The 12,309-nt window shown below is 67.9% G+C and carries 14 protein-coding genes; 10 read left to right on the forward strand and 4 right to left on the reverse strand.

All coding sequences use genetic code 11. The features are described 5' to 3' along the window. From ACJ8AT_RS33780 to ACJ8AT_RS33805, 6 genes are all read left to right on the forward strand, one after another. Positions 1–223 (forward strand): hypothetical protein (locus tag ACJ8AT_RS33780; protein WP_407742091.1); only part of this gene is annotated, 223 nt, incomplete at its 5' end. A 7-nt stretch (positions 224–230) separates the two neighbouring features. Beyond that, complete coding sequence (locus ACJ8AT_RS33785) at positions 231–665, forward strand: hypothetical protein (protein ID WP_407742092.1); 435 nt, start codon at positions 231–233, stop codon at positions 663–665. 22 nt (positions 666–687) lie between these two features. After that, positions 688–1,158 carry a PaaI family thioesterase gene (locus ACJ8AT_RS33790; RefSeq protein ID WP_407742093.1) on the forward strand — a complete coding sequence of 157 codons (471 nt, stop codon included), beginning with the start codon at positions 688–690 and terminating at the stop codon, positions 1,156–1,158. A 164-nt stretch (positions 1,159–1,322) separates the two neighbouring features. Further along, positions 1,323–1,934 carry an RNA polymerase sigma factor gene (locus tag ACJ8AT_RS33795; protein WP_407742094.1) on the forward strand — a complete coding sequence of 204 codons (612 nt, stop codon included), beginning with the start codon at positions 1,323–1,325 and terminating at the stop codon, positions 1,932–1,934. Continuing rightward, positions 1,927–2,460, forward strand: a complete 534-nt coding sequence (locus tag ACJ8AT_RS33800; RefSeq protein ID WP_407742095.1) for a hypothetical protein — start codon at positions 1,927–1,929, stop codon at positions 2,458–2,460. Before ACJ8AT_RS33795 ends, ACJ8AT_RS33800 begins: the two co-directional genes overlap by 8 nt. A gap of 11 nt (positions 2,461–2,471) precedes the next feature. Then, positions 2,472–3,668 (forward strand): AraC family transcriptional regulator, encoded by a 1,197-nt coding sequence (locus ACJ8AT_RS33805; RefSeq protein ID WP_407742096.1) that lies wholly within the window; start codon positions 2,472–2,474, stop codon positions 3,666–3,668. Here ACJ8AT_RS33805 and ACJ8AT_RS33810 read toward each other — a convergent pair. Together ACJ8AT_RS33810 and ACJ8AT_RS33815 are read right to left on the reverse strand one after the other, a co-directional pair. Then, positions 3,662–4,342, reverse strand: coding sequence for a hypothetical protein (locus tag ACJ8AT_RS33810; protein ID WP_407742097.1), 681 nt, complete (start codon positions 4,340–4,342; stop codon positions 3,662–3,664). The two genes, ACJ8AT_RS33805 and ACJ8AT_RS33810, sit on opposite strands and share 7 nt — an antisense overlap. 535 nt (positions 4,343–4,877) lie before the next feature. Beyond that, entirely contained in the window at positions 4,878–5,546 is a 669-nt protein-coding gene (locus ACJ8AT_RS33815; RefSeq protein ID WP_407742098.1) for an RNA polymerase sigma factor, read from the reverse strand. A 333-nt stretch (positions 5,547–5,879) separates the two neighbouring features. Between ACJ8AT_RS33815 and ACJ8AT_RS33820 the strand changes: the two genes are divergently transcribed. Together ACJ8AT_RS33820 and ACJ8AT_RS33825 are read left to right on the forward strand one after the other, a co-directional pair. After that, a complete protein-coding gene (locus ACJ8AT_RS33820) occupies positions 5,880–6,587 on the forward strand; it encodes a metallophosphoesterase (RefSeq protein ID WP_407742099.1) in 708 nt (235 codons plus the stop codon). Positions 6,588–6,837: 250 nt separating this feature from the next. Then, entirely contained in the window at positions 6,838–8,601 is a 1,764-nt protein-coding gene (locus tag ACJ8AT_RS33825; RefSeq protein ID WP_407742100.1) for a VWA domain-containing protein, read from the forward strand. A gap of 59 nt (positions 8,602–8,660) precedes the next feature. Here ACJ8AT_RS33825 and nfi read toward each other — a convergent pair whose 3' ends face one another. Together nfi and ACJ8AT_RS33835 are read right to left on the reverse strand one after the other, a co-directional pair. Next, a complete protein-coding gene (nfi, locus tag ACJ8AT_RS33830) occupies positions 8,661–9,374 on the reverse strand; it encodes a deoxyribonuclease V (RefSeq protein WP_407742101.1) in 714 nt (237 codons plus the stop codon). Between the two features lie 229 nt (positions 9,375–9,603). Beyond that, positions 9,604–11,034 (reverse strand): alpha/beta hydrolase-fold protein, encoded by a 1,431-nt coding sequence (locus ACJ8AT_RS33835; RefSeq protein ID WP_407742102.1) that lies wholly within the window; start codon positions 11,032–11,034, stop codon positions 9,604–9,606. 258 nt (positions 11,035–11,292) lie between these two features. Here ACJ8AT_RS33835 and ACJ8AT_RS33840 point away from each other — a divergent pair, with 258 nt between their 5' ends. Both ACJ8AT_RS33840 and ACJ8AT_RS33845 read left to right on the forward strand, forming a co-directional pair. After that, complete coding sequence (locus tag ACJ8AT_RS33840; protein WP_407742103.1) at positions 11,293–11,538, forward strand: hypothetical protein; 246 nt, start codon at positions 11,293–11,295, stop codon at positions 11,536–11,538. Between the two features lie 14 nt (positions 11,539–11,552). Then, on the forward strand, positions 11,553–12,134 hold the full coding sequence (locus tag ACJ8AT_RS33845) for a ThiF family adenylyltransferase (protein ID WP_407742104.1): 582 nt from the start codon (positions 11,553–11,555) through the stop codon (positions 12,132–12,134). Positions 12,135–12,309: the final 175 nt, after the last annotated feature.

Here is a 12,309-nt window from a genome sequence, read left to right on the forward strand (position 1 = left end):
CGTCATGGAGGTCCACCGGTGGAGCTCCCGGCTGGCGCTCCCGGAAGAGCTGAGCGAGCCCTGGGAGCAGTCCGTCCCGGTCCCCATTCCCCTGGAGCTGCCGCCCAGCTTTCGCTGGACGCGCCACTCGGTGGCGACCCGTCTGGAGCTGGAGGTCGTCCTGATCGGGCGGCTGGACCTGCGGTTGGAGCGGGAGCTGCTCATCCTCCCCCGTCAAGCCTGAGCCCGCCATGGATCTGATCTGCACGGTGGCCTTCGAAGCACCCGCGGTGGAGGCAGGCGGCACGCTCGAGGGCCGCGTCCGCCTCCTGGAGGACACCTCGGCCGTCAGGACCGCGCAGTCCATGCGGCTCCGAGCCATCTGCCGCATCGAAGGCCCTGGAGAACCGGAGTCACGTGTGCTGAGCATCGCCGAGCTCCCAGGCCCCTTCCATCCCCGCATGGAGGTGCCCTTCACCCTGTCCCTTCCCGAGCGCGTCCCCACGAGCTACCAGGGCATCGTCCTGCGCATCGGCTGGCACCTGCTGGTACAACTGATGACGCCCGAGGACGGCTCTCCCGAGCGAGAGGTGTCCTTCCGGGTCGTGCCCGCACGCGCCTCCACGAGGCGCCCCCCGGCGCAGAGGCCTGCGTCCTCGCAACGCTCCGGCCGCATGCCCGCGTAGCTCTCTCATAAAGTCCCCGCCCATGTCCGACACCCCGCGCCGCCCCACCCAGGAACAGCTCGATCGCTTCGCGGAGCAGTTCAACCAGAGCAAGACGCTGACCCACATGGGCATGCGCCTCTCGTTCCCCGAGGGCCGCAAGTGCGTTGTCACCATCCCCGAGGTCCGCCCCGAGCACCTCGGCGGTCTGGGCACATCGGCCGTCAACGGCCTCATCATCGCCAGCCTCTTCGATCTCTCCCTGGGCTGCACCCCGGCGCTGTTGGATCCCACCCGGCGCTGCGCCACCCTGCAGCTCTCCATGAGCTTCCAGCGGCCCCTGACGGGCACCACCGTCCGAGCCGAAGCGGAGATCGACTCCTACGGCAAGAACACCCTGTTCGCCTCGGCCCGCATCCTGGACGCCCAGGGACAGGTCTGCGCACGAGCCCAAGGAGTAGTCCGTTTGTCCACACTCCCCTGGGCCTCGGGCGAGAGCCCCGCCGTCAACTGAAGCGCCGACGCAGAGCCTACCTTGCCTTACACCCTCTTCCATCAGGTCCGATATGCCTGGGCGGGCCGGACGTTCTCGGAGGCGCCGGGGAGGAGTCCAGCCCTGGCAAACCACCGACAACACAGGAAGATGCGATGGTGGGAGCGGCCGTACAGGGCTTGCCGATGATGGGCCGACAGCGAGAGGACGCCGAGAAGCCCGCCGAGCGGGCCCAGCCGGGGGAGGAGGAGCTCTCCCAGCGGGCCCTGGCGGGGGATCGGCGGGCCTGGGATGCGCTCATCTCGCGCCACCACCGCCGGGTCGTGGTATCGCTGCTGGCCAAGGGCCTCCGAGCGGACCGGGCCCATGAGCTGGCCCAGGAGGCCTGGGCGCGGCTCATCCAGCAACAGCAGCGTGGGCTGCTGACGGAGCTGCGCCTGCCCAACCTCGCCCTCACCCAGGCGGCCTTCCTGGCCTCGGACGATGCCCGCCGCGCCCGGCGCGAAGCCATCTCGGGCAACGTGGAGGAGCTGCCCGAACGGCAGCACCCGGTGGATCCTTCTGTCTCCGCCGAGCGGCGCCTGTTGTCCGAGGAGCAGCTGGCGCAGGCGCACAAAGCCCTGGCGGGGTGCTCTGCGAGCGCCCGCAACGTGTTCCTCCTGGCGTGTGATGGCCAGGAGCTTCCCCATGCCGAAGTCGCGGCGCGTGTCGGCCTGTCCGTGCAGCGCGTGCGACAGATCCTGTGCGAGGTGCGCAAGAAGCTGCGGACCGCGCTCGAGGAGGAGAGCCATGATTGAACCGCACCTGACTCCGTCCGACGCGGAGCAGTACATCCTGGGTGCGCTGGACCCGGAACTTGAGCGCAAGCTGGAGGCGCACACGCTGGTATGCGACGCGTGCGCCCGGCTGCTGCAGCAGGAGGCCCTGCTCGAGGAGCAGCTGCGCGAGGTGGCCAGCACGGCGCTTCGCGAGGACAACGTGATCCGCCCGGTCCGCTGGCGGGTGGGGCGCGTGGCGGCGATGGTGGCGGTGCCGGCCATGGCGGCGGCCGCGGCGGCGCTGGTGCTCGTGGTGTCTCGTCCGGGGCCAGTGTCCCGGCCGGCGCAGACGGGCCCGGTGGCGCTCTCGATGGATCTGCCCACGGAGCTGCCGAGCATGGTGGTGGCGTGCCCGGATCTCACCACCCAGGAGTCCTGCACCGAGGCGGCCGCGGCGCGAGGGCTGCTGGTGCAGTACCCGCTCGGAATGGGCGAGGTGCCTCGCTACGAAGGAAGCGCGGGGCTTCCCTTGGGAGCCTTGCCCTCCCGGCCCGCGTCGCTGTGAGGAGCCGCGCCATGACTTCCTGGATGAAACCTCTGCGCACGCTCCTGGCGCTGGCGCTGCTGAGCGCGGGGCTGGCCCGAGCGGACGAGCCCCTCAGCAGCAAGCTGGGAGACCCCAAGAACCTGCCGGTGGGCTGGTTCGTGACGCAGAGCGCGCCCAACCTTTACGAGGCGGGGGTCGACACGAACGCGCCGTGCGAGGGCACGCGCAGCGCCTTCCTGCGCTCGCGCACGGAGACGCCGACGGGCTACGGCACCTTCATGCAGGCCTTCGGCGCGCAGGACTTCCGAGGCAAGCGCCTGCGCTTCTCGGCCACGGTGCGCGTCAAGGATGTGTCGGGCTGGGCCGGGCTGTGGATGCGAGTAGAGGGCACGGATCCAAAGCAGCCTCTCGGCTTCGACAACATGCAGTCCCGCTCGCTGACGGGGAGCTCGCAGTGCAAGCGGTACGATGTGGTGCTCGACGTGCCTCTGGAGTCCCAGGCGATCATGGCAGGACTGCTGCTGAGCGGCACCGGTCAGGCCTGGCTGGACGGCGTGCGCTTCGAGGTGGTGGATCGCTCCGTGCCGGTGACGGATCTGCTCGCCGCGCGTCCGCCCCCGCCGCAGGGCGGCCCGCATGGGCTGGAAGAGGCGGCAGCGGCGCCAGCGCCCACGCCGAAGAATGAACAGGCCTCCACGGGCAAGGTGGGAGAGATCTGGTTCAACCTGGGCCGCGTGAACATGGACAGGAGCTACACGCGCGGAGCGGACGGCGTGTGGCGCAACATCCTCGATGAGGAGCTCACCGAGCATGGCCCCGAGGTGCGCGGGACGTTCGATCAGCGCGACCTGGCCGTGACGGTGAAAACCGAGGGCAAGCGGACGATCATCGAGGGCACGTGGGCAAGCGATCCCGTGCACATCCAGCTGGATCCAGAGCGGCTCACCATGAGGTGGGGCATCTACGAGCGCGAGATGGTGCGCGTCCCGGACTACAAGGAGGATCCCAACTGCTTCCGCTATCAGCGCTATGAGGGGCTGAGGACCACGGATCGCCTCGACGTGTGCGGCGCGGCGCTCAGCCAAAAGCCTCCGCCCGTGCAGATGGCGCTGGCGTTCCTGGGCAATGGCTTCCGGCGGACCAAGCCGCCGGGAGGGCTGCCACCTCCGTACCCTCCGATGACGCCCCGAGACGCCATGCAGGCGGGGGCGAACATCTCTCAGTAGGAGAAGTCGCGCTCCAGGGTCTCGCTGCCCGCCTGGACGGTGAGGTGAGCCGAGCGAGCGCCCCCGGCCTCGGCGCCCAGATCAAAGGAGATGCCCTCGGGCCCCTGAGAAGGCTTGAGCGAGGGCTTGCCGGGAGTCAGGAACACGGCGGCGGTGACGGTGCGGCCCGAGAGCGGCTGCACCACCAGCCTCACGCGCTGGCGCTCGCGAACGAGGACCACGCGAAAGTCTCGCCGCTCCTCCAGCACTTCGCGCTGCTCCGGATGGCGAGCCCCAGGCCGGCGCGGCACGGGAGCCCGGGACGTACGAGCCGCGGAACCACCAGCGCCCTCGGCCTCCATCTCCAGGGCCTCGTCGATGGCCTCATCGCCCTCCTCGAGCGCCAGCACGGCCTGGGCGCAGTCGGAGCAGCTCGCCGTATGCTTCTCCATGCGAGCGCGCTCATCGGTGGACATGAGGCCCATGTCGAAGCGCCAGAGCTCATCGGAAGTCAGGTGCCGGCTCGGCGGCTGATCGACGATCGCGGTGTCCGCGAGATCGGCGCGACATTCGGCACAGCTTTGAAGGTGGGGAGTGAGGGACCGGGGCTGCTGCGTCCAGGTGGCCACCAGGTCATCACAGTCGGCTCGGGCGGAGAACCACCAGGCCTGAGTTCGCTCGTTCGGGTCGAGCATGTCGCGCTCCTCTCTGCGGTGCGGGTTCAAGGGGATGAACCAGCGGGCCCTCGGGCGGAGCGCGCTATCCAGCTTCCCGAGGGCTTGAAGAAACTCGGTCCTGCGTTGCGCCGCTGCGCCATCCAGGGGACCGTGGAGCGCTTCCCACTGTCCGAGGGCGTGGGCGGCGGAGGCGGCGCGATCTCGGGCGCTCAATCCATCCATCGCCGAACTGCGCCACATCTCGGATTCCTCTCCCCCATCCCCCAGCGCTACTTCCACGGCTTCCTCCGCGGCTTTGAGGAGCGTGCTCCTGAGCTCCGCGGGTTTCAGACTCTGGAGCCATGTCTCAAGCTGAGGTCGAGTCAACGCTCGCAGTGCTGGCTCTACGCCTTCGGTCCCAAGTCGCGAACTGCGGCGCAGCAGATCTCCTGCCGCTTCGAGGGTGCCTCCCACGGAGGCGGATGAACCGGAGAGTTGATGTCGCCGGGCCTGATAACGGGAGAGTGCGTCGCTCATCGAGTACCTCGCGGGAAAAGGGGTGTGATTCGAGGGCTCACTCCTCCTCCTCGGCGGCCGCCTGCTTCAACTCGAGCAGGTAGAGCTTGAGGTAGGCCTGCGCGCGACTGACGCGCTTGTAGGAGTTGACCACGGTTATCTGCAGGAGACGGGCGCATTCCTCGTGATCCTCCACGTCCTGGTGGTGGTACAGGTCCCACGCTCCAGCCTCTTTGGGGTGTTCCTTCTGGAGCCGGGCGAACGCGGCCCAATACAGCTCTTGTGCCTCGGAGCGCTCCTCGGTGCGTCGGGCCGTCTCCACGGCGCGAGAGACCTGGGAAGGAGGCTCCTCCATGACGTCATCGGGATCGCTGGGCGCAGGGGCCAGGTCCTCGCGCTGCCGCCGGTAGAAGTCGATGGCGACGTGCTTGACGATGCGCAGAAAGAAGGTTTTCGGAGAAGCTGCCTTTCCGGGCATGTGCTCGGAGATGCCGCGGAACTGCTCCAGGCCACGGTCGATGAACTTGCCCACCGCGTCCTGAAAGAACTCGTCCGCGTCTGCGGGCGAGCCCCTGCGATAGCTGGCCTGGATCTTGCCGATGACGTAGCGGGCCGGCCGGCCCCAGCGCTCGACGAGCGCGCCAAGCGGGCCACCGAAGGCCTCACCAGCGGAGCGGCGGCGAGCCACCTCCGCGAACAATTCATCATCCGTGAGCTGATCGTACACCGGAGGAACCTGGTAGCGCCGAGGGGTTCAAGGCTTGCCCACCTGAAGGGGTGGGTTCGCATCCACGGCTCGGCAAGGTACCACGATGGCATCCGCAGGCATCCTCCGATGACGCGGTCCCCCATTGCCGGTGAACGAACGGGTGGGAGGGCGTCCGAAGGCCCGACGCGCTATTTTCAGGCTTCCTGACAGAACCCGGCCAGCCCCTTTGAAGGAGCCTGGCGGCTTGCCCCCGGGAAAAGCGGGCGTCAGGAATAGGGAGAGGTGGCGTCCCTGGCGGCAACAATTTCGAGTGCCCGGCCGAAGAGGCCTTACAAGGCAAGGTGTTGTTCCATGTCTCCCCGCACCATCGTCATTGGCGACCTCCATGGCTGTTACGACGAGGCCATCGAGCTGCTCGACAAGGTGGGCGCCACCTCCAGCGACCGCATCATCTTCGCGGGAGATCTCGTAGACCGAGGCCCCAAGCGCCGTGAGTGCGTGGAGCTGGCCATGCGCTACGAGGCCATCCAGGGCAACCACGAGGAGAAGCACCTCCAGCAGCGCCGCCGCTCGGACGATCGGCTGTCGCCGGACCACCTGGAGACGCGGCGGGTGCTCGAGCCCGAGCACCTGGACTACTTCGCCCGGCTGCCGCTCTACATCCGCCTGCCCGAGTACAACGCCGTCGTGGTGCATGCCGGCGTGATGCCTGGGAAGGCCATCGAGGCACAGGACCCGTACCACCTGCTGCACGCCCAGTGCATCCATCCTCCGGAGACCAAGAGCTACTGGCCCTCGAAGGCGCCAGCCACGCACCGGTTCTGGACGCACCACTGGACGGGCCCCGAGCGGGTCATCTTCGGGCACACCGTGTTCAACAAGCCGCTTGTCACCGAGCACGCGGTGGGCATCGACACGGGCTGTGTGTACGGCCGCTCGCTCACCGCGGTGGTGCTCCCCTCGTGGGAGCTCATCTCGGTGCCCGCGCGGCAGTCCTACCGGGGTGGCAAGGACGTGGCGCTGTTCCCCGTCCACGGAGACGTGTCCGTCTTCTCCTGAGCCGCGCTCCCTTCGATTTCGCGCCCGGCCGGCGAGGCCCTACAAGCAAATGAGAGGTCGCGGGTTCGACTCCCGCCAGGGCCGCTCCATGGCCCTGTAGCTCAGCTGGGTAGAGCACTCCCTTTTCAGGGTCTCGTGGCTTCGCCACTCGGGCGCACCTTTTCCCTTTCACCTCACTTCACCCGAGGCGGGTACTGCTCGCAGCGCCCGCTTCTTCTGTCTCACCCGCAGCACGATCCCGGAGGGGACCATGACGACGAAGCAGAACACCCCGATGATTCCGGAGGCGCAGCGCGGGCCCGCCGAGCAGTTGCTCGAGCTGGTGCTCAACGGCTCCGCGCACCTGTGGCACAACCGGCCGGGCCTGGATGTCAAGGGCACCTGGCAGCCGGCGCCCCGCGGCAAGGCGGTGGTCGCGGTCCACACCCAGCGGGTGAGCCCGGGGCTCTTCGTGCCGGCGGCGGTGAAGCTGTACCGGCAGATCCTGGACATCTACAAGCTCAACACGGACCTGATGGCGCACTTCGCGTCGTACGCGCTCACGCAGACGGACTGGCGTGACCTGAAGGTGGCCACCTGCGCGCTGATGTTGGTGCAGTGCCACGCGGGTCTGCCCGTGCGAGAGGACGATGGCAGCGTGGCCTTCTACGACGACGACCACCGGGCCATCGGTGAGGCAATGATCCTCCACTACGAGCGCAAGTCCACGCGCATGCTCACGCCCAAGGCGGTGCTGCGAGTGGCCGAGCTGCTCGAGACGCCGGAGATCGCGCGCCTCAACCGCGAGGCGGGGTTCGGTGATCCGGGCTCGAAGAAGCCGCCCATGGGCCGCTGGAAGCGCGTGGCGCAGAAGTGGCTGCAGGCCCGGGAGAAGAACCTGCCCATGCTCGAGGGTCTGGTGAAGGCCGGCTACAAGGAGACGCTGAAGAAGCTCGCCCGCAAGGCCGGCTACAAGCCGGAGTCGCAGGCGTTCTTCGAGGTGCTCGGCTGGAGGCAGAAGCAGGCTTCCGGGGGCCACCGTGCGGTGGGCCTCGAGGGGCTGCAGCTGGTCAAGCGTGAGCGCTTCGATGGGCTCTCCGAGGCGGAGATCTGCGAGTGGATCGAGACGGATCGGCTCTCCTTCAAGGAGGTGGTGGGCCGGCTGCCGAAGGACGTGGGGCTCACGCCGGCCGTCATGGTGGCGCTGCTGCCTTCGCTGTCCGACAGGGATCTGCGGATGATGACGCCGACGCTGGAGGAGCTGGGCCTGCTGTCGGAGCCCAGCATCCGGGCGCGCTGGGAGAAGGCCGTGCAGTCGGCGACCGACCAGCGGGCGCTGCACATCGTGAAGAACGTGCGGAGCCAGGAGCTGCGCGAGAAGCTCGCGGAGGCGAGCGACAACGCGGCTCGGCAGGCCGTGGCCGAGGCCACCGCGGAGGCGGACGTGAGGGTGATGTTCCTCATCGACAAGTCCGGCTCCATGGAGGGCGCCATCGAGCAGTCCAAGGAGGCGCTCACGCGCATCCTCGCGGGCTTCCCGCTGGAGAAGCTGCACATCGCTTCGTTCGACACGGTGGGCACGGTGCTCAAGCCGAAGGCGTCCAGCCGCATGGCCGTGCAGCACATGCTGCAGGGCATCAAGGCTTCGGGCGGCACGACACACGCTGCCGCGGTGCACGCGCTGCACCGGGACGGGGTGAGGGTGCCGGCGGAGGCGAAGCTGATCGTCATCGTCGTGGGCGACGAGGCGGGCGAGGCGGGTGATCAGTTCGCCCGGGCCTTCCGCGAGTGCGGCTACACGGCGGCGGCGATGGCGCTGCTGGTGAGCGTGGCGAGCGCTCGGGGCAGCACCGTGCGCACGTGCGCGGGGCAGCTCCGGGTGCCGTTCAGCGAGGTGTCGGTGGATCAGTTCGCGGACCCGTACCAGGTCCCCCGGGTGCTCAAGGCGCTGCTGGACGCGCCGACGGCGCCGGGTGCCAGCCAGTCCGGCTGGGTCGAGCGGGTGATGCGGACGCCGCTGCTGAAGGTGGCTTGAGACACACAGGCGCCACCACTCCGGGAACCACCGGGGTGGTGGCGTTTTCATTGCGGGCACTACACTTGGCTCTCCCTGCCCATAGCAGGAAGCTCATGAGACTGCCGGCGCAGCGCATTGACGAGGCGATGCGCCCGCCGAGTCGTCTCCGGCTCGCGGTAGCGAGGGCTCAAGCGAAGGATCCACTGTACGGCGGTCGGGAGATCCATCCTGTGTCCAGGGGACACATAGACAGGACTCACCCCCCGGCGAGTCCGCACCGCCATGCCGACCACCTCCCCCCGGTGCCGGATCTCCGATACCGAACCCCGCTCTTCTCCCAAGGGCCCATGGGTCCCCACCAGCAGCGACTTGGCGCATCCAATGGAGGGCACACCAAACAGCAACCCGCCATGACAGGCCAGGCCCAGGCGACGCGGGTGGGCAATGCCCTGCCCATCGAAGACGATCAGGTCGGGCGCCCGCTCTAGCTTCCTCCAAGCCGCGGCGAGCACCGGCAGTTCTCGGAAGGAAAGCAGCCCGGGCACATAGGGGAAACGAAGCGGAACAGCCGACCCCTCCTGGGCCACGGGAGCCAGTGACACCGCATCGAGGACGGCGAAACCACCAAAGCCGGTGTCGTTCCCCCGCTCCGTGGAGATGTCCGCGCCGGCGACGCGGGACACCGTCAGCCCCGCGGGAGGCCGCAGCACCAGCCGCTCGCGCAGGGAGTTCTGTAGCGCCACTGCCTCCTGGGGAGTGACGTCCCAGCCATGCAGAAGTTCGAGTTCCATGAACCACCCCTCTGCACCCAATCTAACTCATGAGGTTGTGCAGGAGATAGCCCACTCAATAGGTAGGAGATTGGACGGTCGCTCAGGCTCCGAGCGCAGCGCCGCGCACTCGTTGCCCACCGACGACCTCAGTGAGGAGCAGGGAGCGGAAGGCCCGCACGCGCCACGCAGGCAAGCATGCGAGCCCCCGTCAAGACTCACTCCATTCCGTACCTGGCACCGCGCCTGCTCAAGGCGCGGGCGGATACAGGTACTCGAGGATCTGCTCGGTGCGCCCGGCCCAGGCCGTCTCGTTGTGCTTGGCTCCCGGGTCCTCGAAGTATTTCAGGTCGTTATCCAGCACCCACCCCTTGGCCGTGAGCGCGTCGCGCAACGCACGGGTGTCGTCGACGGTCTGCTGGGACTCCGCCGCGGTTGCGTCTTCGTTGGTGCCAATGTCCAACCAGATGCGCAGCGGCGGCTTGCCCGTGAGGTTGTTGACGCGCGTGACGATGTCCCGGTCCGCCCACCACACCGAGGGCGAGACGACACCGAGCCGCGCGAAGGTGTCCGAGTGCGTCAGCCCGAAGTACATGGACACGAGCCCTCCCAGCGATGAGCCCGCCACACCGGTGTATTGAGCCTCCTTCTTCGTGCGGTAGGTGGAGTCGATGAGCGGCTTGACGACCTCCACCAGCAGACGCCCGTAGGCATCCGCATTGCCACCGCCGTACTGAGTGTCGGGGACCTGCGTGTACTCGGGGATGCGGTCGTCGGTGTTGTAGACGCCCACGATGATGATGGGCTCCATCTTCCCGCCCTCGACGAGCCGCTCAGCCGTCTCGTCCACGCCCCACTCCACGCCGAAGGCGGCCGTCCTGGCGTTCATCAGGTTCTGCCCGTCATGCATGTACAGCACCGGGAACCGGGCAGTCGCATCGGTGTCGTACTGGGGCGGCAGCCACACGATGAGCTTGCGGTTCTTGAGCCCCAGGGAGGACCCGTCCACGTCGTGGTACTTGATGTTGCCGGTGAGCGTGTCTGGCAACGGCTCGGCGGGGGTCAGATCGCTCCAGCTGCCTACCGTGACGTCCGCCCGGGCGGGCTCATTGACGGCGAGGGAGTGGTTGGCGACCTCTTGGCCGTGGGGGTCCTTCTCCACCATGCCCCAGGAGCCACGGGTGACCTTGAACTCCAGGTTGGTGCCGGCAGCAAAGTCCACGCACGTGCTGTAGAGGCTGCTGGTGAGGCCCTTGGCCAGCTTCACGCCCGCGCCGTTCCAATTACCCAGCTCCTCCTGGTTGCCCGAGATCCAGATCTCCGAGTTCGCAGGCGTGTTGGCGGGCACGGTGACCACGAACAGGATGGGGTTCTTGGCCGGATCGGCGGGCACGGACCACCGATCAACGCTCCGCTGGAGCTCGACCTCCTTGCGATCCGCGACGGTGTCGACGTGAACCGCTGTGGACTCCTGCGCGTCGGGGTTGGCAAGGACGAAGTTGTATCGGAGCACCTTGCCCGCGGGAATCTCGGTGGAGCCCCGGAAGTGCCCGTCCACGTCGCGCGTCAGGACGAGGCCCGGAGCCTTCCCATTGCCGAGGGCCGCATCGTTGCCGATGACCGCCACGCTCGACTCGCAGGACGTGTAATCGGGCACGGTCACGTCGAACTTGACCGTCACGCTCGCATGGGAAGGAGCAGCCGGAGTCTGGTCGTCACTAGAGCAGCCCACCAGGGCCGCGCCCAGGAGCGCCAGGAGGGAGAGAGCAACTCTGAAGACAGGAAGGGTCCTTTTCATGGGCGCGGAGCATACCCGCCCGTCTGGCCTCCGTTCGACACTCAGGCCCGCGATGTCAGGAAGCCTGGGAGCCCCGCGTCCCCAGGCGCCTGGACTGGCCGCGTGCGGTGGGCTTTGCTCCAAGTGAAAGGATGCATGGCGATGACGACCCTCAACATCACCTATGACGGGATGTCCGCGGACGTGCCGGTGGAGTTGGACGGCCACGTGTCGGACGCGGACGTGCGGCGTATCGCGGTGGAGGTCGTGCGCTCCGGCGGCGTTCCGGGGATGCACCTGGGCCACCTGCGGGATGACGCCTTCCAGAACTACGTCGTGGACCGCTTCCGCGGGCCGCACGGCGCCGACCGCATCTACCTGCGCCCGAAGGTCCCCTTCGGCGCCTGATGGAGATGGCTCCCATGCGCATCATCTTCTGTGGAGTGGGAGCCATCGGCTCCACGGCGGCGGTGCTGTGCCGCAACCTGGAGGCCACGCTCGCCTTCGTCGACTTCGACCGGGTGGAATCCAAGAACCTGCTCGCGCAGGCCTATGTGAAGCCCTCGGTGGGAAAGAACAAGGCGGAGGCGCTGAAGCTTCAGCTCCTCAACCTGCACGGCGTGAAGGCCGAGGCCTTCGGCGTGCGGCTGACCCGAGACAATGTCGCGGCGCTGTGCGGCGGGGCGAACCTGCTCGTCGACTGCTTCGATAACCGGGAGAGCCGGCAGGTGCTCAGTGACTATGCGCGCCAGGCCGGCAAGGCGCTCGTCCACGGGGCACTCTCAGGGGACGGCACTTTCGGCCTGGTGCGCTGGGACGAGCGCTTCGTCCCGGACTCCGAGGATCAGCCGGGCCAGGCCACGTGTGAAGGAGGCCTCCACCTGCCACTCATCGGACTGCTCGGGGCCGCGCTGGCCCGCATCATCCAGGACTTCGTGAAGCACGGTACCCGGCGCGATGTGATGGTGAATCTGAACTCGGTGACGCCCATCATGGGCACATGACAACGGCCTCGGAGCTTCTGGCTCCGGGGCCGTTTTCTTTTTCCCCGTGCCTCTGCAATACGACGCACACCTCTCCTTAATAAAGCTTGAGACAGACGGGTCCGCACCTCGCGGGCGCGTGGAAAATCCACGTGCTTGTCAGGAAGGATTTATCGCCGCGTCTTTTCTCGCTGAA

Origin of the sequence: Hyalangium sp. (assembly GCF_045802625.1) — a bacterium.
Taxonomy (GTDB): domain Bacteria; phylum Myxococcota; class Myxococcia; order Myxococcales; family Myxococcaceae; genus Hyalangium.